Genomic DNA, 21,843 nt, shown 5'->3' with positions numbered 1-21,843 from the left:
TTCCTGGCTCCTTAGCGGGTGGTGCTGCTCGCGACGGCGGGGATGGGGGTGGGGGTCTGCTCGGGTGTGTCGTCCGAGGTGCCGTCCTCGGGGGCGGCGCTCGCCGCACCGGCGGGCGGCGGGGCCACGGACCGCAGGGCGGCCGTGACGGCGCCCACCGGCTCCTGGATACCGACCTCGTTGACGTTGGTGTGGTCCACGGGCTTGCGGCGCGACAGCATCCAGATCGCCCCGCAGGCCAGGACGGCGAGCACGGCCACCGCCGTGATGCCCGCGTTCCCCTGGTCGGCCAGGAGCGCGGCGGCGCCCGCCACCAGACCGGCGGCCGGCAGGGTCAGCACCCAGGCGACCACCATCCGGCCCGCGGTCGACCAGCGCACCACGGCGCCCTTACGGCCGACACCCGCGCCCATGACGGCGCCGGAGCAGACCTGGGTGGTGGACAGCGCGAAGCCGATGTGGGAGGAGGCGAGGATGACGGTGGCGGCGCCGGTCTGGGCGGCGAAGCCCTGCGGCGGCTGGATGTCGGTGATGCCCTTGCCCATGGTGCGGATGATGCGCCAGCCGCCCAGGTAGGTGCCGAGCGCGATGGCCAGGCCCGCCGAGACGATGACCCACAGCGGCGGGTCGGAGTCGGGCGCCACCACGCCCCCGGTGACCAGCGCCAGGGTGATCACGCCCATCGTCTTCTGGGCGTCATTGGTGCCGTGGGCCAGGGAGACCAGGGCGGCCGAGGCGATCTGCCCCGCGCGGTAGCCCTTCGCGGTGTCCTCCGGGGAGCGGTCGCGGCCGAGCCGGTAGGTGAGCCGGGTGGCGGCCAGCGTGGCGATGCCGGCCACGATCGGCGCGGCGACGGCGGGGATCAGGACCTTCATGACGATCGCGTCGCCGTTGACCCCGTCCAGGCCCACGGAGACCACGGTGGCGCCGATCAGACCGCCGAACAGGGCGTGGGAGGAACTGGAGGGGAGTCCGGCGAGCCACGTCACCAGATTCCACAGGATCGCGCCGACGAGTCCCGCGAAGATCACTTCTGGCTGGATACCGGATCCCTCGTCGATGATCCCGCCGGAGATGGTCTTGGCCACCTCCACGGACAGGAACGCGCCGACGAGATTGAGGACGGCCGACATCGCCACCGCCACCCTGGGCCCGAGTGCTCCCGTGGAGATGGTGGTGGCCATGGCGTTAGCCGTGTCGTGAAAGCCGTTTGTGAAGTCGAACACCAAGGCCGTGACGATCACGATCCCGATGAGAAGCGTGATGTGTTCCATACACCCGGTCAATCAGTTCGAAGGTCGTTAGTGGCACGGTGAACGTAAGGAAACAGGGTGAACGGGAGATGAACTGAGCAGGGCATCGGAGTGACATGGTTGCGGGGTCGACAAAACCCAGTGAATTTCAGCCTACGTTCCCATGGCGTACGGGAGTTGGGCCGCGATCGAGGGCCGCCGGAACAGGCTCCGGGACCGGCCCCGCGGGCGTCCGCGGTACCCCCGCGTTCACCCCGCCCGGAGTCGGGTGCCCACGAGGCACGGTCGTAGTCGGCCGCCGTGCCCGTTCCGGTCCCGCCGCCGCGCGGCCGGCGGCCGCCTGGAAGGATCGGGCCCCGGAGGTGAGCGCAGGTGACCCAGTCGCGATCCACGCGGCAGCCGCAGCCGCGGCTGACGCATCCGCTGCGACAGGCATGGACGCAGGTGGTGAGTACGGCCCGCAGGACCACCGCCGACGGCCTGGTCGTCGGCACCTCGGGCAATGTCTCGGCCCGGGTCGGCGACACCGTCCTGGTGACCCCGAGCGGTGTCCCTTACGACCGGCTCGGCCCCAGGGACGCCGTCGCCGTCGACCTGGACGGGCGGCAGGTCCTCGGCACGCTGAAGCCCACCAGTGAGCTGCCCATGCATCTCGCGGTCTACCGGGAGACCGATGCCGAGGCCGTGGTCCACACCCACGCCGTCCACGCCACGGCCGTCTCCACGCTCGTCGACGAGCTCCCCGCGATCCACTACATGACCGCCGCCCTCGGCGGCCCGGTCCGCGTCGCGCCCTACGCGCTCTACGGCACGGACGAACTGGCCGACGCCATGCTCGAGGCGCTGCGCGACCGCAGCGGCTGTCTGCTGCGCAACCACGGGACCGTCGTCCACGGCGCCACTCTGGACCAGGCGTACGACCGCACCGCCCAGCTCGAATGGATGTGCCGGGTCTGGCTCACCGCGGTCTCCGTCCCCGGCCGCACCCCCTCCCTGATCCCGCCGGACGAGATGCGGCGCGCCGCCGACAAGCTGAGCGGCTACGGCCAGAAGGGCTGAGCCCGCCCGGCACGCCCCCGGGCTCCGGCCGGGCGGTCACCCGGCCGGGCACGCCCGCTGGCCGGGCGCCGCCTCCCCGACCACACTGGGAGGGATGCGTCTGCGAACAACGGCGGTCGCGGCCGCCACCACCCTGCTGAGTGTCGGCGTGGCCGCGGTGGCGGCCGGACGGTACGCCACCAGCGCTGCGCTGAAACCGGTCCCCGACCGTCCGCTGCCGAACGAGGCGCCGCTGACCGTCCACGCGACCGCGGCCGGCCAGATCACCCTGACCCGCTCGCTCGCCTCGCTGCGCCCCGGCACCTACGGCCTCACCGGCCGCTCCTGCCACGCCGTCGTCGGCCCCGTCATCGAGGACGCCCCGCACCCCGCCGACTGCGTCGTGCGCCGCCTGGAGCGGGTCACCCACGGCGAGCTCACCCCCGGCACCCGGGTCCGGCTGACGCCTCAGGCGCACATCGGCAACCCACGGGACGCGCTCGGCATCGACCACGCCGACGTGGACGTGCCCGCCGAACTCGGTCCGCTGCCCGCCTGGTTCATCCCCGGCGAACGCTCCACATGGGTGATCACCACCCATGGCCTCGGCACCACCCGTGAGCACCCTATGGTCGTCATGCCCTTCCTGCGGCAGCTGCGGGTGCCGGTGCTCGACCTCGCCTACCGAGGCGACCCCGGCGCCCCGCGCTCCGAGGACGGCATATCCCACCTCGGCGACGCCGAGTGGCGCGACCTGGACGCGGCCATCCGCTACGCGGTGGCCTACGGGGCGACCGGGGTCGTGCTGCACGGCTGGTCCATCGGCGCCTCGATGGCCCTCCACGCCGCCGCGAACTCCGCGCTGCGGCACCGCGTCATCGGCCTCGTCCTGGACTCCCCGGTGCTCGACTGGCAGGCCACCCTGCGTGCCCTCGCCGCGGCCCGCGGCATCCCCGCGCCGCTGCTCCCGCTCGCCCTGCGCGCCGCCGAGGGGCGCACCGGACTCCACGACAGCAGGCTCCCGGAGGCGGCCGACCCGGAGCGGCTGTCCGTGCCCACGCTCGTCGCCCACGGCCCCGACGACACCCTGGCGCCCTGGCACGTCTCGCGTGAATTCGTCGACCGCAGACGCGATCTGGTGACCCTTCACACGGTGCGGCAGGCCCCGCACGCGGCCATGTGGAACGCGGACCCCAAGGCGTACGAGGAGGCGCTGCGGCGCTTTCTGATACCGCTCCTGTAGCGCCCGTAAGGCGATCTCCCGCGCCACCCGACCTCCTGTAGCGCCCGTAAGGCGATCGCGAAAGCGCGTGCGGGGCGGCGCGGGAAGCGTTCGCGGGGCGGCGGCGGGAGCGTCCGTAAGATGGCGTGAACCCTTCGCGGCGACCGCCGGACGGGTGCCGATTGGGCTTTCGGGCCGTCAACGGCGAGACTGCTTCCGTGACGTCCCGTACTCCGCGCGACTCCCGGCTCCGACTTGTCCGTAACCGGCCGATGGCCACGGCCCGCCGGCCCGCGGTGAACCGCGGCTCAAGACCGGCGCCCCGTCCGCCGGAGGGCACTCCGCCGCCGTCGGAGCTGGCCCGGCAGGCTCGGGCGGGGCTCACCGGGGCCGTGGCGATCGCCCACTGGGCCGCGGCCGAGCACGGCGCGCCCGGCGCGCTGTCCGACGAGGCCGCCGCCCGCGCCACCGAGGCGCTCGGGGTGAGCGAGCGGGAAGTGCGGACCGACTGGGACCGCGCCCGCCTCATCGGCCTCATCGAGCACCACGCGGGCACCACCCGCCCCGGCTGGCGCCTCCAGGCGTGGGACCGGGACGACAGCGCCGTGCTGCGGGGCTGGGTCGCGCTCCTGGACGCGTGGTCCCTGGCCTGCCCCGCCCCCGAGACGGCCGAGCCGACGGCGGTCGCGGAGGTCGTCGAGGCCGTACCGCAGCTGCTCTCCCTGCTGCAGCTCTCGGCCGGTCCGGTGCCGATCTCCACCCTGCTGGACATGCTCCGGCAGCGGGTCGCCGAGTTGCGCACCGAGCGGTGCGAGGTCCCCCAGGAGGTCACGGAGGACCGGGAGCACGCGGAGGGCGCCGGGGGCGCCGTGAGAGCCGACGACGCCCAGGATGCCGAGGACGCCGAGGACGCCGCCACGCTGGAGGGGCTGCTCGACTGGGCCCTGGACGCCCTCTCGTCCGTCGGGGCGCTCACGGTGCGGGAGGAACCCCAGGACGGGCCGGAGGGGCCGGAGGGCGCCGGGAGCGCGCCCGACGACGTCAAGGGCGACCGCCGGGAGGCCGAGCTGACCGCGCTCGGCAACTGGGCGGTGTGGGTCAAGCTGGAGCAGATCTGCGTCGCCGCCCAGAGCCCGGCCGGGAACATCGAGCAGCACGCCGCCGACATGCTGCGCGGCTGTGCGGGCCTGACCCCGGGCCCCGCCCGCGCCGAGTACCGGGCCTGGCTGGCCGCCCGCCCCGTCGGCAGCGCCGTCGTGGAGCTCATCGACGCGGCGCGGGGCGACGACGCGCTGCTGCGCGGGCTCGCCTTCGAGGCGCTGCGCGTGGTCGGGGCGCCCGCCGAGCCCAACGTGCGGGCCGTCGTCGACGAATCGTGTCTGCGGCCGTACGCGCTTCTGTGGCTCGCCGAACACGAGGGCGCCGACCCGGACGAGGCGCTGGACGCGCTCACCCGCGAGGAGGCCACCTGGCTGTGGGTGGACACCGCCGCGGCCATCTCCGACCACGGGGAGAGCCCGCTGCTCGTCCGCCACTTGGAGTCCGCCGTCCAGGGCACCGTGCCCGCGCTGCTGGCGGAGGTACGGGCCGTGGGGCACCCCCGCACCGTTCAGGTCCTGGTGGCGCTGGCCGCGGCCCACCCCGATCCGGCCCTGGCCAAGGCGGTGCGCCGGGCGGCCTTCCAGGTACACACGGGCGGAGCCTGAGGGAGGGGCGACCGGGGGGAAAGCCGGGGGAGTAACGACTTGCCCGCCCCGCTAAACTAGCCCCATGGCAATTCTCCTCGTGCATTAGACGGCGTCGGCCGCCCTCGTCCGTCCCGTCCGCCGTCCAACCTGCCCAGGAGTAATTCCAGTGATCACCGCCTCCGGCGTCGAGCTGCGTGCCGGCGCCCGTGTCCTCATCGAGTCCGCTTCCTTCCGCATCGCCAGGGGCGACCGCATCGGTCTCGTCGGCCGCAACGGCGCGGGCAAGACCACGCTCACCAAGTGTCTGGCCGGTGAGGGCATCCCGGCCGGCGGCACCATCACCCGCTCCGGTCAGGTCGGCTACCTCCCGCAGGACCCGCGCACCGGCGACCTCGACGTCCTCGCCCGCGACCGCATCCTCTCGGCCCGTGAGCTCGACTCCGTGCTCCGTAAGATGCGCGAGAACGAGGACCGGATGGCCAATGGCAAGGGCGCCACCCGCGAGCGCGCGATGAAGAAGTACGAGCGCCTGGAGACCGAGTTCCTCACCAAGGGCGGATACGCCGCCGAGGCGGAGGCCGCGACCATCGCCGCCAGCCTCGGCCTGCCGGACCGGGTGCTCGGCCAGCCGCTGCATACGCTCTCCGGCGGTCAGCGGCGCCGGGTCGAGCTGGCCCGGATCCTTTTCTCGGACTCCGACATCCTGCTGCTGGACGAGCCCACCAACCACCTCGACGCCGACTCGATCACCTGGCTGCGGGACTACCTCAAGACGTACAGCGGCGGCTTCATCGTCATCTCCCACGATGTCGACCTCGTCGAGACGGTGGTCAACAAGGTCTTCTACCTCGACGCCAACCGCTCGATGATCGACATCTACAACATGAGCTGGAAGCTCTACCAGGCCCAGCGCGAGGCCGACGAGAAGCGCCGCAAGCGCGAGCGCGCCAACGCCGAGAAGAAGGCCGCGGCGCTCAACGCGCAGGCCGACAAGATGCGCGCCAAGGCGACCAAGACCGTGGCCGCGCAGAACATGGCCCGCCGTGCCGAGAAGCTGTTGGCCGGTCTGGAGGGCGTCCGGCAGTCCGACAAGGTCGCCAAGCTGCGCTTCCCCGACCCGGCCCCGTGCGGCAAGACTCCGCTGACCGCGGAGGGGCTGTCGAAGTCGTACGGCTCCCTGGAGATCTTCACCGATGTCAACCTGGCCGTCGACAAGGGGTCCCGGGTCGTCATCCTCGGGCTGAACGGCGCCGGTAAGACGACCCTGCTGCGGCTGCTGGCCGGGGTCGAGAAGCCGGACACCGGCCAGGTGACCCCCGGACACGGGCTGAAGCTGGGTTACTACGCGCAGGAGCACGAGACGCTCGACCCGGAGCGCACCGTCCTGGAGAACATGCGCTCGGCCGCCCCGGATCTCGATCTCGTCGACATCCGTAAGACGCTCGGGTCCTTCCTGTTCTCCGGCGACGACGTGGACAAGCCGGCCCGGGTGCTCTCCGGTGGTGAGAAGACCCGGCTGGCGCTGGCCACCCTGGTGGTCTCCTCGGCCAATGTGCTGCTGCTGGACGAGCCCACCAACAACCTCGACCCGGCCAGCCGTGAGGAGATCCTCGGCGCGCTGCGCACCTTCGCCGGTGCGGTGGTCCTGGTGACCCACGACGAGGGCGCCGTCGACGCGCTGCAGCCGGAGCGGATCATTCTGCTTCCGGACGGTGTCGAGGACCTGTGGGGCCAGGAGTACGCGGACCTCGTCGCGCTCGCCTGACGAGGCCCGACAGCGGGCGGGGCCGACCCGGCGGAGGGCCGGGGGTGGCGTTCCGGATGCCGCCCCAAGAGTCCGGTTCCGCCGGTCCGATCCCCTTCTCGTAGATCATTCGGCCTAGGCGTGATCCATCATCTGAGTGAGAACGGCTGGTATCGCGGCGTGCCGCGAGCCACCGGCGCGCACCACGTGCCGTGCGCCGGTCCGGATGTCTGCGACGTAGTTCACGTATGCCCTGACCTGCCTCTTCGTCGATGAACACGAAAGAGTGTCAGGTTGAACAGCGACGGAATCCTTGCTTCCGAAGGCCGTCGTGCCGCGATTTCCCGCAATCCTTCATCCACAGACCTTGCCGAATGGGTGGCCAGGAAGCCCTGTAGGGGTGATCATGAGAGTCCAGAGCGCACTTCCCATGAGGAGGCACGGGTGGCCGAGACTCTGAAGAAGGGCAGCCGGGTGACCGGCGCCGCGCGCGAAAAGCTCGCGGCAGACCTGAAGAAGAAGTACGACTCCGGGGCGAGCATCCGGGCGCTGGCCGAGGAGACCGGCCGTTCCTACGGATTCGTTCACCGGATGCTCAGCGAATCCGGAGTTTCCCTACGGGGACGCGGCGGTGCGACGCGAGGCAAGAAGACCGCCTCGGCCTGATCGCCCGCATGCTCCATCACCATCAGCAGGCAGGGACAGGGGTGCCACCCGGCTGATCGTCGGTTCGGCCGGGTGGTTACTGTGCAGTCACTTGTACTGACCGCACCCGACCGGAGGCCCCTGTGACCCTGCTCGACAAGGACGGCGTTCAGCTCACCGTCGATGACACGGTCGCCACGGTGACCCTGAACAACCCGGCGAAGCGCAACGCCCAGTCGCCCGCCTTGTGGCGGGCGCTGGCCGAGGCCGGAAAGCTGGTGCCGGGCACCGTGCGCGTCGTGGTGCTGCGCGCCGAGGGCAAGTCCTTCTCGGCGGGCCTGGACCGTCAGGCGTTCACGCCCGAGGGGTTCGACGGCGAGCCGTCGTTCCTCGACATGGCGCGCGGTTCCGACAGCGAGCTGGACGCGACCATCGCCGGGTACCAGGACGCGTTCACCTGGTGGCGGCGGAACGACATCGTGTCGATCGCCGCCGTCCAGGGCCATGCCGTCGGGGCCGGTTTCCAGCTTGCGCTCGCCTGCGACCTGCGGGTCTGCGCGGACGACGCACAGTTCGCCATGCGCGAGACCAGCCTCGGGCTGGTGCCGGACCTCACCGGCACCCATCCGCTGGTCGGGCTGGTGGGATACGCCCGTGCGCTGGAGATCTGCGCGACCGGGCGCTTCGTCCACGCCGAGGAGGCCGAGCGGACCGGGCTGGCCAATCTCGTGGTGCCCGCCGCCGAGCTCGACGGCGCGGTCCAGGATCTGGCGGCGGCCCTGCTTGCCGCGGACCGCGACGCCGTGGTCGAGACCAAGGCGCTGCTGCGGGGCGCCGTGGACCGCACCTACGAGGAGCAGCGCGCCGCCGAGCGCGCCGCCCAGGCCCGTCGGCTGCGCGACCTGGCGGGGGTGACGGACTAGCCGACGCCATCAGGTCCGCTACGGCGCCATCAGGTCCGTGACGGCGCCATCAGGTTCGCTACGGCGCCATCAGGTCCGTGACGGCGCCAGCAGATCCGCTACGGCGCCATCAGGTCCCGTGACGGCGCCGTCACGGATCGGCATGCGCGTTACTCGCCCACGGCAGCCGGTGGGGCCGCCCGCCCCGTCACGGCATCCGCTGCGGCTCCACCGCCGGCACCGCCTCCAGCACCAGCACCGCCAGATCGTCGTCGATCGGCTCGGGGCTGAAGTCATGCGTGGCGCGCCGCACCCGCTCCGCGACCGCCTTGGCGCCCAGCCCCACACAGTCCCGCAGGATGTCCGACAGACCGTCGTCGTCATCCAGCTGACGGAGGCCGTTGCGCCGCTCGGTCACCCCGTCGGTGACGCACAGCAGCGTCTCGCCGGGTTCAAGGGCCAGCGTGTCGGCGTGGAAGTCCGGGTTCTCGTCGATGCCGAGCAGCATCTGCGGTGAGGCGGCGGGCGCCACCGCGCCCTGCGTGGTCAGCCGCAGCGGCAGCGGATGGCCGGCGCTCACCAGGGTGCAGCGGGCGCCGCCCCCGGCCGGGTCCGGCTCCAGCTCCCCGTAGAGCAGGCTCAGGAAGCGCGGCCGGGACTGCTCGCCGTCGATCTCCGCCGCCTCCGCGTCCTCCTCCACCAGCGCCTGGTTCAGTCGGTTGAGCACCGACTCCACCCCATGGCCCTCGCGGGCCAGCAGCCGCACCAGATGGCGGGCCAGCCCGGTGACCGACATCGCCTCCGGGTCGCTGCCCTGGACGTCGCCCAGCAGGAAGCACCAGCGGCGGTCGCCCATGGGGAACAGGTCGTAGAAGTCGCCGCCGACGGTCTGCCCCTCGCCGTGCGGCTCGTAGACGATCGCCGTGTCCACCCCCGGGATATGGGCGAGCGACATGGGCAGCTGACGGCGCTGGAGCGCCCGGCTGATCGTCGCCTGACGGGTGTACTGCCGGGCCGTGGCCACCGCCTGGGCCACCCGCCGTGCCACGTCCTCCGAGAGCCGCACCACGCCCTCCGCCATGCGTGGCACACCCGCCCGGCCGAGCAGCAGGACGCCATGGCTGCGGCCGTGCGCGATCAGCGGGAAGCACACCGCCGATCCGCCCGCCCCCTGGCTGTCCGCGACCCCGGGCCAGGGCCAGGAGGTGCCCGCCGAGCCGAGCCCGGTCGGCGGCGGATGCCGCTCCAGCGAGACGCGGAGCTCGCCGATGCGGTGCTCATTGCTGTGCCAGACGCGGGCGAGCTGCAGCCCGCCGCTCTCGGTGGTCAGCCAGACCGCGCACCAGTCGGCCAGCCGGGGCACCAGAAGCTGCCCGGCGAGGGCGGCCACCATGTTCTCGTCAAGCTGGCCGGTGAGGAGTTCGCTGGCCTCGGCGAGGAAGGACGGTCCGCCGCGGTCCACCCATTCGGCGGTTGGATCGCGCTGCTCACGCGGTGCGATGGGGGCCAGGGTCTCGGCGAACCGCAGCTCGCGCCCGAGCGCGCTGGTGGGGACGGCGTCGAGCTCGGTCCCCGCCCGCTCGGCGTCCAGCCGGAACCAGACCGCCTTACGGGTGCGGTGATAGGTCACGCCCCAGGACTCGGCGAGCGCCGCGATCAGCTGGAGCCCGCGGCCGCGGCCCCGGCGCTGGGTCTCCGGCCCTCCGTAGACGGTGCTGGCGGGGTGGAGGTCCGCCACCTCGATGACGATCCCCGGCCGCCTCGTTACGTCTCTCGGCACATCGTCCGGGCCGCTCGTCTCCTCGGGCCCGAAGGGGCCGCCCTCCGGCCCGTAGCCCTCCCCGGCGGCGCCGTCGCCGGGCTGGAGCCGGCAGACCACCTCGACCCGGGTGCCGGCGTGCAGCACGGCATTGGTGACCAGCTCGCTCACCAGCAGCACCGCGTCGTCGATCGACCGCTCGTCGAGGGTGATCGGGGCGAACGCCTCCGCCGCGCTCCGTCCCGTGAGCGCCGTACGGATGAAGGCGCGTGCCGCGCCGGGCGCGCGCACGCTTCCGGGCAGCGTCGTCCGCGAGACGGACTCACGCGCGAGAGGAAACAAAGCTCCCACGTGCGACTCCAGGGCAATACAGGCTGTTTAGGCCATCTAGGTGCCATATTATGACAGACAGGGGGATATGAATGATCTTTAAGGGACGACGCCATGGCTCTCGACCCGATCACCACCGACACTTCCCCGGCCCCGCCCGTGGAATGTCCGGAAAACGCCCGGCCCTCCGGCCCGGCGCGCGATGCGGAGACCGCGTCCGCGCCCGAGCTGCGGTCCCTGCTGGCGGCGATGAACGCTCTGTGTGACGGTGATTTCACCGTCCGCGCGGACACCTCGGCCGAGGGTCTGGTCGGCGAGATGGCCGGGGTCTTCAATCAGCTCGCGGTGCGCAACGCGCATCTGTCCGGGGAGCTGCACCGGGTGCGCCGCGAGGTGGTGCGCCAGGGCAGGCTGGACGAGCGGATCACCGCGAGCCCCGGCCAGGGGGCCTGGGCCACCAATGTGGACGCGGCCAATGCGCTGGTGGACGCCCTGGTCGGCCCGGTGTCCAACGCCACGCGGGTGCTCGACGCGATCGCGTCCGGCGATCTGACCCAGCGGGTGGATCTGCACGACGGCAACCGCCAGCTCCGCGGCGATCTGCGGCGGCTGGGACGCGGGGTGAACCGCACGGTGGACCAGCTGTCGCTGTTCACCGGCGAGCTGACCCGGATCGCCCGCGAGGTCGGCACCGAGGGGCGGCTGGGCGGCCGCGCCAAGGTGCAGGGGCTGTCCGGTGACTGGCGCATGGTCACCGAGGCCGTCAACACCATGGCCTCCCGGCTCACCGCGCAGGTCCGTGACATCGCCGAGGTGACCACGGCGGTCGCCCGCGGTGACCTCACCCGCCAGGTGACGGTCGAGGCCACCGGTGAGCTGCTGGAGCTCAAGCTGACCGTGAACACCATGGTCGACCAGCTGGGCGCGTTCGCCGACGAGGTGACGCGGGTGGCGCGCGAGGTGGGCACCGAGGGCGAGCTGGGCGGCCGGGCCCAGGTCCGCGGCGTCTCTGGGGTGTGGAAGGACCTTACGGACAGCGTCAACTTCATGGCGTCCAACCTGACCTCCCAGGTCCGCAACATCGCCCAGGTGACCACGGCCGTCGCCACCGGTGATCTCTCGCAGAAGATCACCGTGGATGCGAAGGGCGAGATCCTCCAGCTCAAGTCGACGATCAACACCATGGTCGACCAGCTCTCCGCCTTCGCCGACGAGGTGACGCGGGTGGCCCGCGAGGTGGGCACCGAGGGCCGGCTGGGCGGCCGGGCCCAGGTCCGCGGCGTGTCCGGGGTCTGGAAGGACCTTACGCAGAACGTCAACTTCATGGCGGACAACCTCACCTCCCAGGTCCGCAACATCGCCCAGGTCGCCACCGCCGTGGCGGAGGGCGATCTGAGCAAGACGATCACGGTGGAGGCCAAGGGCGAGATCCTGGAGGTGAAGTCGACGATCAACACCATGGTGGACCGGCTGTCGTCCTTCGCCGACGAGGTGACGCGGGTGGCCCGCGAGGTGGGCACCGAGGGCAACCTCGGTGGTCAGGCCCAGGTGCGCGGCGTCTCCGGGGTCTGGCGGGACCTCACCGAGAACGTCAACTTCATGGCCCTGAACCTGACCTCCCAGGTCCGCAACATCGCCCAGGTGACCACGGCGGTCGCCAACGGCGATCTGTCGAAGAAGATCACGGTCGATGCCCGGGGCGAGATCCTGGAGCTCAAGGACACCGTGAACACCATGGTCCAGCAGCTGCGCTCGTTCGCCGACGAGGTCACCCGGGTGGCCCGCGAGGTCGGTACCGAGGGCCAGCTGGGCGGCCGGGCCGGAGTGCCGGGCGTGTCCGGGGTCTGGAAGGACCTTACGGACAACGTGAACTTCATGGCGTCCAACCTGACGTCCCAGGTCCGCAATATCGCGCAGGTCGCCACCGCGGTGGCGGAGGGCGATCTGAGCAAGAAGATCGACGTCGACGCGCGCGGCGAGATCCTCGAGCTGAAGACCACCATCAACACCATGGTCGACACGCTCTCCTCGTTTTCCGACGAGGTGACGCGGGTGGCCCGCGAGGTCGGCAGCGAGGGCCGGCTGGGCGGCCAGGCCCGGGTCGAGGGCGTCTACGGCACCTGGAAGCGACTGACCACCGGCGTGAACGAGCTGGCCCTCAACCTGACCACCCAGGTGCGCGCGATCGCCGAGGTCGCGTCCGCCGTCGCCCAGGGTGATATGTCCGGGTCCATCTCGGTCGAGGCGCAGGGCGAGGTCGCCGCGCTGAAGAACAACGTCAATCTGATGGTCGCGAACCTCCGCGAGACCACCCGCGCGAAGGACTGGCTGGAGTCCAACCTGGCCCGTATCGCCTCCCTGATGCAGGGCCACCGCGATCTGGTCGAGGTCGCCGATCTGATCCTGAGCGAGCTGACTCCGCTGGTCAACGCGCAGTTCGGGGCGTTCTTCCTCAGCGCGGCCGGTGCCAGGCCCGGTGAGGGGCTCGAGCTCATCGCCGGATACGGCACCGACCAGGACGCGGTCCGGGGCGACGGCCAGACGCCGCGACCCGGCCCCCGGGGCCGCGGGCTGGTCGCCCAGGCGGCGATGGAGAAGAAGCGGATCCTCATCAACGACGTCCCGCCCGACTACATCACCATCGACTCCGGGCTGGGCTCCGCGCTCCCGGCCAGCGTGGTGATCCTGCCGATCCTCTACGAGGACCAGGTGCTCGGAGTGATCGAGCTGGCCTCGTTCAGCCGGTTCAGCGAGGTCCACCTGGCCTTCGTCGACCGGTTCGTCAACACCATCGGCGTCTCGATCAACACCATCATCGCCAACGCCCGCACCGAGTCGCTGCTCTCCGAGTCCCAGCGGCTCACCACCGAGCTGCGCCAGCGCTCGAACGAGCTCCAGCGCTCCAACGCGGAGCTGGAGGAGAAGGCCGCGCTGCTGGCGACCGCCTCCCAGTACAAGTCCGAGTTCCTGGCCAATATGTCGCATGAGCTGCGCACCCCGCTGAACTCGCTGCTCATCCTGGCCCGGCTGCTCGCCGACAACCCCGAGGACCGGCTGTCCCCCCAGGAGGTGCAGTTCGCCGCCACCATCCACCGCTCCGGCTCCGATCTGCTCCAGCTGATCAACGACATCCTGGATCTGTCGAAGATCGAGGCGGGCCGGATGGACGTCCGGCCCAAGAAGCTGCCGCTGGTCAAGATCCTCGACTATGTGAACGCCACCTTCCGGCCGCTCGCCGTCGACCGGGGCCTGTTGTTCGAGATCGCGGTCGGCGAGGACGTACCGCGCGAGATGTTCTCCGACGAGCAGCGGCTTCAGCAGATCCTGCGCAATCTGCTCTCCAACGCCCTGAAGTTCACCTCGTCGGGCGGGGTGACGCTGCGCGTCGAGCGCACCCCGGGAGCGGAGTTCGAGGAGGAGGCGCTGCGGGCCGCGGACGCCGTCATCGCGTTCTCCGTCACCGACACCGGTATCGGCATCCCGCCGGAGAAACTGCCGGTGATCTTCGAGGCGTTCCAGCAGTCCGACGGCACCACCAGCCGGAAGTACGGCGGGACGGGCCTCGGCCTGTCCATCAGCCGGGAGATCGCCGGAATGCTCGGCGGCCGGATCGTGGCCAGGAGCGAACTGGGCGTCGGCTCCCGCTTCACCCTCTACGTCCCCGCGCACTACAGCGGAGTCGCCCCGGCGCCCGACCCCTCGGACCCCAGGGCCACCGGCTCCACCGTCCCGGCGGCGGCCCCCGCCTCGGACGAGACGCTGCCGGACACCGCCGACCACGCCCCGAGCGGGGTCTTCGGCGAGGCGGACAGCCTGGTCGCCAGCCGGCTCGCCATCCGGGCCCCGGACGGCGGGACGGAGGCCGAGGCCGGGAGCGAGCGGGAGGGCGAGGGCGAGGACCACGACGACGGCTGGCCGGGGACCACCCGGCTCAAGGAGTGGCAGCGCGGACGTCCTGGCCAGGTGCTGAACGGCCGCCGCATCCTGATCGTCGACGACGACATCCGGAACGTCTTCGCTCTCACGCATGTACTGGGCCGGGTCGGCATGACGGTGAAGTACGCCGAGAACGGCCGCGAGGGGCTGGAGGTGCTGCACCGCAACCCGGACGTCTCGCTGGTCCTGATGGACGTGATGATGCCGGAGATGGACGGGTACGAGACGATCCGGGCCATCCGGAGCACGCCACGCCTCGCCGATGTGCCGATCCTCGCCCTGACTGCGAAGGTCATGCCCGGCGACCGGGAGAAGGCCATAGACAGCGGCGCCAATGGCTATGTCTCCAAGCCCGTGGACGTCGACCGGCTGATGTCGGCGATCCTCGATCTGCTCGATCCGGACATCGAGGAGGGGGAGCCGGACGAGCCGGGGCAGGCGGGTGAGTCCGGGAGCGGTGATGCCACGTCTGATGGTGGGACCGCCGTGTCCGGAGAGGACGTATCTGGAGAGGACGTATCCGGAGAGGGCGCCACGCCTGCTGAGACCGGTCCGCCGAGGCCGAGGCAGGGGGAACGATGACTACGAGCGTGTCCGGGAAGGCCGGAATCCTCATCGTCGACGACATGGAGGAGAACCTGATCGCGCTGGAGGCGGTCCTCGGCCCGCTCGATCAGCAACTCGTCCGGGCCCGCTCCGGCGAGGAGGCGCTGAAGGCGATGCTGCGGCAGGACTTCGCCGTCGTTCTGCTCGACGTGCTGATGCCGGGCATGGACGGCTTCGAGACCGCCGCCAACATCAAGCGGCTCGACCAGACCAAGGACGTCCCGATCATCCTGCTGACCGGGACCGACGCCGACTCCGACTACGCCTACCGGGGCTATGCGGTCGGCGCCGCCGACTTCCTCACCAAACCCTTCGATCCCTGGCTGCTGCGGACGAAGGTCAATGTGTTCCTGGAGATGTACCGCAAGAACCGCCTGCTCGAGGCGCGGACGGAGCAGCTGTCCGACCGGATCGAGGAGCTGGAGCGCACGGTCGAGGGGCTGCGGAAGTACGTCGAGGAGTGACCGGCCGGGGCTGGGCTCAGGTCAGGGACCGGCCGGGGCGGGGCTCCGGTCAGGGCTCCACGGCCGTGACGAGGACGGCCACCGTGGGCGGCTGGTCTCCCGGCCCCGGGGCGGTCGCCGCCACCGCCGTTCGTACCGCCCTCGCCACGTCCACGGCGCGGTGATCCGCCGACACGGCCAGCTCGATCCGGATGTGCGCCCCCTCGATCCGCACGGCCCGGGGCGAGCCCAGCACCGGCGCGAGCCGGGCGACGCCGGGCACGGAGGTGGCGGCGCGGGCGACGGCCGCGGTGGCGGGATCCGGGGCCGGGCTTTCGATCCAGTGGGGGCGCGGGGCCTCCGAGCGCGGGGCCTCCGCGGGCGGGGCCGGGAACTCGTCCAGCACCTCCGTCACCCGTATGTCCACCGCCTCCACCAGCAGGCCGAGCCGGTCCGTCGCCGCGTCGAGCAGTACGTCGCGCAGCCGGTCCGCCGTCACCGGAAGCGGTTCCTCCAGCGTCGCTCCGCACTCCGCCGCGATGCGCAAGGGCCCCGGCGGCAGCGCGCTCGGCGGGGGCGGAACCGCGGGCGTCCCGGCGGTGTCGGGGTCGGCGGACCCGATCCGCAGCGCCTCCAGATGCGCGCCGGGGACCTCGGCGGCGGCCCGCCCGAGCACGTCGCCCGCCGCGCGTTCGGTGATCCAGGAGCCGTCCTCCCGCTCGCCCAGGGGCAGCAGCCGACCGATCCGCAACTGCTCCCTTACGGTCTGCGCGAGCCGGTCCGCGACCACCGTTGTCACCCCTTACCGCCGTACGGACGTGAGCCCTACCGCTCTCAGCCTGCCGTATCGATCGCGCGAGTGCCGCATCTCCGAAGCGGTTCGGGGAAGGTCCCTTTAAGGTGGCAAATAGAGCGAGCGGAAATCGCTTCCACCGCTCTTCGCCTCGGAAGGGACGATCGGTGATGTCCGAGACCGCACCACGGAACCGACCCGAGAACCCCGCCACGGAACCCGCCGCCGGTACGCCCAAGACGCTGGGCGCCGGGCCCGGCATCGCCGCGGCAGCCGCCGCCACCGATCGGACCCGGCGGGGCGGAGGCGACCCGGCCGTGCGGGGGCGCACCACCATCGCCGACGGCGTCGTCGAGAAGATCGCGGGTATGGCGGCCCGCGATGTGGTCGGCGTCCACGCCATGGGCGGCGGTCTCGCGCGTACCTTCGGGGTCGTACGGGACCGGGTGCCCGGCGGCCGGTCGGTCACCCGCGGGGTGAAGGCGGAGGTGGGGGAGGTACAGACGGCCCTCGACCTGGAGATCGTGGTGGACTACGGCGTCTCCATCGCCGATGTCGCACGGGCCGTACGGGAGAACGTGATCGCGGCGGTCGAGCGGATGACCGGCCTCGAGGTCGTCGAGGTCAATATCGCGGTCAGCGATGTGAAGTTGCCGGACGAGGAAGAGGAATCGCCGGAGCCGCGGCTCCAGTAGGCCGGCGGCGGTTCCGGTTGGCTCCAGCGAAGGAGCACACGATGAGCATGGCCGTGGTCGGAATGATCGCGGGAATGGCGCTGGCTTTCGCAGGTTACTTCGGTGGTTTCGGGGCCTTTCTGCTGGTGGCGGCGTTGGGAGCCGTCGGGTTCATCGTCGGCCGGTTCCTGGACGGTGATCTGGAACCGGGCGACTTCTTCCGTTCCCGGGGCCGTGACGGACGGCCACGGTGAGCGCCATGACGACCGTAAGGACGTGCCGTGGTGGAGCCGGGTGAGCGGGGTGCGACGCGGATCGCGGACCGGGTCGTCGCGAAGATCGCCTCGCAGGCGGCGCGGGAGGCGTTGCGGGGCGGCGGCGCCGCGGATGCCGGTGCGGATACGGGTGCGGACAGCGGTGCGGATACCGGTGCGGATTCGGGCGCGGACGCCGGTGAGGTCGCCCTCGCCGATGTCGTCGGCGCGCGGCCGTACGCGGTCGCCGCGGTGCGCGGGGGCGTCGCGCGCGTCCGGGTCTCCGTCGAGCTCGGCTATCCCTCGGACATCGGCGCGCACTGCGGCGCGGTGCGTCGTCAGGTGATCGAACGGGTAGGCGAGATGACGGGCATGGAGGTGCCCGAGGTCGCGGTGACGGTCGAACGGCTGCATGTGCCGCGGTGGGAGCGCCCGGAGCGCAGGGCGCGTCGGGGGAGGGACAGGGTGCGATGAACGCGGACCAGAAGATGCGTCAGTCCACCTCGGCGTCGGCGTACGGCGCGAGGGCCGGGACGGCGGGTGCCGGTTCCGGTGCCGGGGACGGAGATCCACCTGGGCGCGTCCGGCGCTTCTGGTCCGAGCGGCGGGTACCGGCCGGGATCGTCGCCCTGGTCATCGCCGCCGTCAGCGGGCTGCTGCTGTACGACGTGGCGGCCGTGCGCTCGGGTCGGCGCGCCATGCGGTGGCGGGACTGGCTCGCCGATGAACTCGCCTCACGGCCGCTGGACAACGCGTGGGTCGTGGGCGGGGCGGCGCTGCTGGCCGCGCTGGGGGTGTGGATGGTGATCCTCGCGATGGCACCGGGGCTGCGAGGGCTGCTGCCGATGCGCGCGCCGGAGCCGGAGTCGGAGCCGGGGCCGGGGCCGGGGGCAGAAGCCGAGGCCGCCGTTCGAGCGGGAATCGACCGGACGTCGGCGGGGCTGGTGCTGCGGGACCGGGCGATGGAGGTGCCCGGTGTCCGGTCGGCCCGCGTGGACGTCGGCCGTCGCCGGATCAGGGCCCGCGCGCTGGCCCACTTCCGCGACCTCGACGAGGTACGCGCGGATCTGGACACCGCCCTCCACGAGGGCATCCGCCAGCTCGGCCTGGCCCGGCCGCCCGCCCTCTCCGTCCACGTACGGCGCTCCGCGAAGTCGAAGGGGTGAGCGCGCCATGCTGAGCGTCGTCAACCGGGTGCTGCTGGGGCTCGTGGGTCTGGTGCTGACCGCCGCGGGCGCGGTGGCCCTGGCCGGGTGGCCGCCGTTCGACGGCCGCGACGATGTGCCGCTCAGCCGGGCGGACCGCACGCGGTGGCGGGACACCGGATGGTGGTGGCCGGCCGTCGTCGCGGCGCTGGCGGTGCTGTTCGTGCTTTCCCTGTGCTGGTTCCTGGCCCAGCTGCGACGGCGTCGCCTCCAGGAAGTGCTCGTGGAGACGGGCGACGGCGAGGGCGCCCTGCTACGCGGCCGCGCCCTGGAAGCCGCCCTCTTGTCGGACGCGGAGTCGCTGGACGGCGTGGAGCGCGCCCACGTCCTGCTGCGGGGCCGCCGGACGACACCGGAGGCCCGGATGGGCTTGGCACTGGACGCGCGGGCGGACCCGCTGTCGACTCTGGACGCGGTGCGAGCGGAGGCCCTGGAGCGCGCCCGCACGTCGGCGGGCCTGGAGCGGCTTCCGGCGGAGGTGCGGCTGAGGGTGGCCCGGCACGGGGCGGAGCGAGCGCGGTAACGGCCCGTGGGCGCAGCGGGATTCCGCCACCCCGCCCCTTCCCGAAACGCAGGAGCCGCGCCCCCACGACCCCCACCTGGGCTCCGCCCCGGACCTCGCTCCTCAAACGCCGGAGGGGACTGGAGAGAAACCGGGGAGGTCCAGGGGGCGGAGCTTCATGGTTTCGGGGAGGGGCGGGGCGGGGGAATGCCCGCCGGAGGCGAACACGGGCCGCTCCTGGCGTCCGGCCGTGCCGCGCCCAGGCCTTGGGCCGGAGCCCCGTGGGCCCACCCCCAGGCCCCCTCAGATGTTGTGGAGGGCCCCGCCGTCCACCGGGAGCATCAGCCCGGTCAGGTACGACGCCGCGGGCGAGAGCAGGAACGCAGCGGCCTTGCCGAATTCCTCGGGGGTCCCGTACCGCCGCAGCGGAATCGCCGCCGCGTTCCGCTCCCGCGCGGCCTCCGCGTCGCCGGAGAGGGAATCGAGCTCGCGCACGCGGTCGGTGTCGATACGGGCCGGGAGGAGGCCCACGACGCGGATGCCGCGGGGGCCGACCTCCAGTGAGAGGGACTTGGCGAAGCCCGCGAGGCCGGGGCGCAGGCCGTTGGAGACGGTGAGGCCGGGGATCGGCTCGCGGACGGAGCCGGAGAGGACGAAGCCGATCACGCCCCCGGAGGGGAGCTGCTCGGCGGCGGCGCGGGCGAGGCGGACGGCGCCGAGGAAGACGGAGTCGAAGGCGGCCTGCCACTGGGCGTCGGTGATGTCGGCGGTCAGCCCGGCCGGCGGGCCGCCGACGCTGATGAGGACGCCGTCGAAGCCGCCGAAGCGCTCCCGGGCGGTGGCGATGAGGCGGGCCGCCGCCTCCGGGTCGGCGTTGTCGGCGGCGACCCCGACCGCGTTCGGCCCGAGGTCGGCGGCGACGGCGGCCGCCGTATCGGCGTCGCGGCCGGTGATGACGGTCTTCGCACCGTCGGCGATCAGCTCACGGGCGGCCGCGAGCCCCAGCCCGCGGGTGGCCCCGGTGACGATGTACACCCGGTCGTTGAGTCCAAGATCCATGGGGTCAGTCTGCCCTGGGCCGTTCCGCGAGGGTGAGGGCGGTCCCCACCAGTCCGATGTGGCTGAACGCCTGCGGGAAGTTGCCGAGCTGCCGGCCGGTCGCCGGGTCGTACTCCTCGGCGAGCAGCCCGACGTCGTTGCGGAGCGCGAGGAGGCGTTCGAAGAGGGCCAGGGCGTCCTTGTGGCGGCCGGCCAGCTGGAGGGCGTCGGCGAGCCAGAAGGAGCAGGCGAGGAAGGCGCCCTCGGCGCCGGGGAGGCCGTCCACGCCGCCGTCGGTGGAGTAGCGGCGGATCAGGCCGTCCTCGCTGAGCTCGCGGCGGACCGCGTCGATGGTGCCGAGGACGCGGGGGTCGGTGGCGGGGAGGAAGCCCACGCGCGGGATGAGCAGGGTCGCGGCGTCCAGCTCGGCCGAGCCGTAGGACTGGGTGAAGGCGGACCGCTCGGGGTCGTAGCCCTTCTCGCAGACCTCGCGGTGGACGGCGTCGCGCATCGCGCGCCAGCGGTTCGCGTCCCCGCCCAGCCGCGGGTCGGCCTCCATCGCGCGGACGACGCGGTCGGCGGCGACCCAGGCCATGACCTTGGAGTGGACGAAGTGGCGGCGGGGCCCGCGGACCTCCCACAGCCCTTCGTCGGGGTCGCGCCAGGCCGACTCCAGGAAGTCCATCAGCGCGGTCTGGATCTTCCACGCGTGCGGTTCGGCCGGCAGCCCGGAGGCGCGGGCGAGGTGGAGGGTGTCGAGCACCTCGCCGTAGATGTCGAGCTGGCGCTGGTCGACCGCGTCGTTGCCGACCCGGACCGGGGTCGAGCGCTCGTACCCCTCCAGCCAGGTCAGCTCCTGCTCATGGACCCGGCGCTCGCCCGCCAGGCCGTACATGACCTGCAGCTCCGCCGGGTCGCCGGCGATCGCCCGCAGCAGCCAGTCGCGCCAGGCGACGGCCTCCTCGTGGTAGCCGGCGCGGAGCAGGGCGTTCAGGGTGAGGGTGGAGTCGCGCAGCCAGCAGTAGCGGTAGTCCCAGTTGCGGACCCCGCCCAGCCGCTCGGGCAGCGAGGTGGTGGGGGCCGCGACGACCCCGCCGCTCGGGGCGTAGGTGAGCGCCTTGAGGGTGATCAGGGAGCGCATGACGGCGTCCCGGTACGGGCCCTCGTAGCGGCACCGGGCGGCCCAGCCGCGCCAGTCCTCCAGGCTGGCGCGAAGGGAGTGGTACGGGTCGATGAGCCGGGGGCGGGGCTCATGGGAGGGGTGCCAGGTGAGCACGAAGGCCACCCGGTCCCCGGCCGAGACGGTGAACTCGGAGCGGGTGCTGAAGTCCTCGCCGTAGGTGCGGACCTCGGGCTCAGAGCGCAGCCATACGGAGTCCGGCCCGGCGATCGCGATCCGGTGGCCGTCGGTGCGGCGCATCCAGGGGACGACCCGCCCGTAGTCGAAGCGGAGCCGCAGGACGCCGAGCATCTCGACGCTCCCGGAGATGCCCTCGACGATGCGCACGACGTCGGGGGCCCGGTCGCGCTGCGGCATGAAGTCGATGACCTTGACCGTGCCCGTCTCCGTCTCCCAGACCGACTCCAGGACGAGGGAGTCGTCGAGGTAACCGCGGCGGGTGCAGGCGCCCGCGCCCTTGGGGGCGAGCCGCCAGTGGCCGTTGTCTCGGTCGCCGAGGAGTGCGGCGAAGCAGGCGGGGGAGTCGAAGCGGGGCAGGCACAGCCAGTCGATCGAGCCATGGCGGCTGATCAGTGCCGCCGTCTGGTGATCACCGATGAGGGCGTAGTCGTCGATGTGCTGGGCCATTCCG

The 21,843-nt window shown here is 72.3% G+C and carries 18 protein-coding genes; 13 read left to right on the top strand and 5 right to left on the bottom strand.

Going from position 1 to position 21,843, the window contains the following annotated elements:
- Positions 1-11 precede the first annotated feature (11 nt).
- Positions 12-1,274, bottom strand: a complete 1,263-nt coding sequence (locus J2Z30_RS00335) for an inorganic phosphate transporter (protein WP_044577343.1) — start codon at positions 1,272-1,274, stop codon at positions 12-14.
- 351 nt (positions 1,275-1,625) lie between these two features.
- Between J2Z30_RS00335 and J2Z30_RS00330 the strand changes: the two genes are divergently transcribed.
- The 6 genes from J2Z30_RS00330 (at position 1,626) to J2Z30_RS00305 (ending at position 8,513) form a co-directional block, all read left to right on the top strand.
- Entirely contained in the window at positions 1,626-2,312 is a 687-nt protein-coding gene (locus tag J2Z30_RS00330; protein WP_044577345.1) for a class II aldolase/adducin family protein, read from the top strand.
- 94 nt (positions 2,313-2,406) lie between these two features.
- Positions 2,407-3,534 carry an alpha/beta hydrolase gene (locus tag J2Z30_RS00325; RefSeq protein ID WP_044577347.1) on the top strand — a complete coding sequence of 376 codons (1,128 nt, stop codon included), beginning with the start codon at positions 2,407-2,409 and terminating at the stop codon, positions 3,532-3,534.
- Between the two features lie 197 nt (positions 3,535-3,731).
- Entirely contained in the window at positions 3,732-5,219 is a 1,488-nt protein-coding gene (locus tag J2Z30_RS00320; RefSeq protein ID WP_078956968.1) for a hypothetical protein, read from the top strand.
- Positions 5,220-5,367: 148 nt separating this feature from the next.
- A complete protein-coding gene (locus tag J2Z30_RS00315; RefSeq protein WP_044577350.1) occupies positions 5,368-6,966 on the top strand; it encodes an ABC-F family ATP-binding cassette domain-containing protein in 1,599 nt (532 codons plus the stop codon).
- Between the two features lie 423 nt (positions 6,967-7,389).
- The gene (locus tag J2Z30_RS00310) at positions 7,390-7,611 is read left to right on the top strand and encodes a helix-turn-helix domain-containing protein (RefSeq protein ID WP_020872291.1); all 222 of its coding nucleotides are present in this window, start codon (positions 7,390-7,392) and stop codon (positions 7,609-7,611) included.
- Between the two features lie 122 nt (positions 7,612-7,733).
- Complete coding sequence (locus J2Z30_RS00305; protein ID WP_044577353.1) at positions 7,734-8,513, top strand: enoyl-CoA hydratase/isomerase family protein; 780 nt, start codon at positions 7,734-7,736, stop codon at positions 8,511-8,513.
- Between the two features lie 187 nt (positions 8,514-8,700).
- Here the strand turns inward: J2Z30_RS00305 and J2Z30_RS00300 are convergent, their stop codons facing one another.
- Entirely contained in the window at positions 8,701-10,602 is a 1,902-nt protein-coding gene (locus tag J2Z30_RS00300; protein WP_044577356.1) for an ATP-binding SpoIIE family protein phosphatase, read from the bottom strand.
- Between the two features lie 93 nt (positions 10,603-10,695).
- Between J2Z30_RS00300 and J2Z30_RS00295 the strand changes: the two genes are divergently transcribed.
- Together J2Z30_RS00295 and J2Z30_RS00290 are read left to right on the top strand one after the other, a co-directional pair.
- Positions 10,696-15,099, top strand: a complete 4,404-nt coding sequence (locus tag J2Z30_RS00295) for a HAMP domain-containing protein (RefSeq protein WP_044577360.1) — start codon at positions 10,696-10,698, stop codon at positions 15,097-15,099.
- Positions 15,096-15,587: a response regulator gene (locus tag J2Z30_RS00290; RefSeq protein WP_044577363.1), complete on the top strand. Its 492-nt coding sequence runs from the start codon at positions 15,096-15,098 to the stop codon at positions 15,585-15,587. The genes J2Z30_RS00295 and J2Z30_RS00290 overlap by 4 nt, the downstream gene beginning before the upstream one ends.
- 49 nt (positions 15,588-15,636) lie before the next feature.
- Here the strand turns inward: J2Z30_RS00290 and J2Z30_RS00285 are convergent, their stop codons facing one another.
- Positions 15,637-16,365 carry a hypothetical protein gene (locus tag J2Z30_RS00285; RefSeq protein WP_372453214.1) on the bottom strand — a complete coding sequence of 243 codons (729 nt, stop codon included), beginning with the start codon at positions 16,363-16,365 and terminating at the stop codon, positions 15,637-15,639.
- Positions 16,366-16,529: 164 nt separating this feature from the next.
- On the opposite strand from J2Z30_RS00285, the gene J2Z30_RS00280 reads away from it, so the two are divergent.
- The 5 genes from J2Z30_RS00280 to amaP are packed head-to-tail and all read left to right on the top strand — an operon-like array spanning position 16,530 to position 19,015.
- A complete protein-coding gene (locus tag J2Z30_RS00280) occupies positions 16,530-17,054 on the top strand; it encodes an Asp23/Gls24 family envelope stress response protein (RefSeq protein WP_044577368.1) in 525 nt (174 codons plus the stop codon).
- 41 nt (positions 17,055-17,095) lie between these two features.
- Entirely contained in the window at positions 17,096-17,287 is a 192-nt protein-coding gene (locus J2Z30_RS00275) for a hypothetical protein (RefSeq protein WP_020872298.1), read from the top strand.
- Between the two features lie 30 nt (positions 17,288-17,317).
- A complete protein-coding gene (locus J2Z30_RS00270) occupies positions 17,318-17,761 on the top strand; it encodes an Asp23/Gls24 family envelope stress response protein (RefSeq protein WP_044582099.1) in 444 nt (147 codons plus the stop codon).
- Positions 17,758-18,453: a DUF6286 domain-containing protein gene (locus J2Z30_RS00265; protein ID WP_052701641.1), complete on the top strand. Its 696-nt coding sequence runs from the start codon at positions 17,758-17,760 to the stop codon at positions 18,451-18,453. The genes J2Z30_RS00270 and J2Z30_RS00265 overlap by 4 nt, the downstream gene beginning before the upstream one ends.
- A 7-nt stretch (positions 18,454-18,460) precedes the next feature.
- Positions 18,461-19,015, top strand: coding sequence for an alkaline shock response membrane anchor protein AmaP (gene amaP / locus J2Z30_RS00260; RefSeq protein WP_044577372.1), 555 nt, complete (start codon positions 18,461-18,463; stop codon positions 19,013-19,015).
- A gap of 282 nt (positions 19,016-19,297) precedes the next feature.
- On the opposite strand, the gene J2Z30_RS00255 is transcribed toward amaP, so the two are convergent.
- Positions 19,298-20,053, bottom strand: a complete 756-nt coding sequence (locus J2Z30_RS00255) for an SDR family oxidoreductase (RefSeq protein WP_044577374.1) — start codon at positions 20,051-20,053, stop codon at positions 19,298-19,300.
- A 4-nt stretch (positions 20,054-20,057) separates the two neighbouring features.
- On the bottom strand, positions 20,058-21,839 hold the full coding sequence (locus tag J2Z30_RS00250; RefSeq protein WP_044577376.1) for a glycoside hydrolase family 15 protein: 1,782 nt from the start codon (positions 21,837-21,839) through the stop codon (positions 20,058-20,060).
- Between the last annotated feature and the right edge of the window lie 4 nt (positions 21,840-21,843).

The sequence above is a fragment of the Streptomyces iranensis genome (assembly GCF_017874715.1).
GTDB classification, from domain to species: Bacteria; Actinomycetota; Actinomycetes; order Streptomycetales; family Streptomycetaceae; genus Streptomyces; species Streptomyces iranensis.
Note: the sequence above shows the minus strand (reverse complement) of the source record. Positions and strands in the feature narration are given on the sequence as shown.

Excerpts from the sequence above, each read along its gene's own strand:
- J2Z30_RS00335 (WP_044577343.1), bottom strand. The coding sequence starts at position 1,274 with ATGGAACACATCACGCTTCTCATCGGGATCGTGATCGTCACGGCCTTG.
- J2Z30_RS00325 (WP_044577347.1), top strand. The coding sequence starts at position 2,407 with ATGCGTCTGCGAACAACGGCGGTCGCGGCCGCCACCACCCTGCTGAGT.
- J2Z30_RS00295 (WP_044577360.1), top strand. The coding sequence starts at position 10,696 with ATGGCTCTCGACCCGATCACCACCGACACTTCCCCGGCCCCGCCCGTG.
- J2Z30_RS00290 (WP_044577363.1), top strand. The coding sequence starts at position 15,096 with ATGACTACGAGCGTGTCCGGGAAGGCCGGAATCCTCATCGTCGACGAC.
- J2Z30_RS00280 (WP_044577368.1), top strand. The coding sequence starts at position 16,530 with ATGTCCGAGACCGCACCACGGAACCGACCCGAGAACCCCGCCACGGAA.
- J2Z30_RS00275 (WP_020872298.1), top strand. The coding sequence starts at position 17,096 with ATGAGCATGGCCGTGGTCGGAATGATCGCGGGAATGGCGCTGGCTTTC.
- J2Z30_RS00265 (WP_052701641.1), top strand. The coding sequence starts at position 17,758 with ATGAACGCGGACCAGAAGATGCGTCAGTCCACCTCGGCGTCGGCGTAC.
- amaP (WP_044577372.1), top strand. The coding sequence starts at position 18,461 with ATGCTGAGCGTCGTCAACCGGGTGCTGCTGGGGCTCGTGGGTCTGGTG.
- J2Z30_RS00255 (WP_044577374.1), bottom strand. The coding sequence starts at position 20,053 with ATGGATCTTGGACTCAACGACCGGGTGTACATCGTCACCGGGGCCACC.
- J2Z30_RS00250 (WP_044577376.1), bottom strand. The coding sequence starts at position 21,839 with ATGGCCCAGCACATCGACGACTACGCCCTCATCGGTGATCACCAGACG.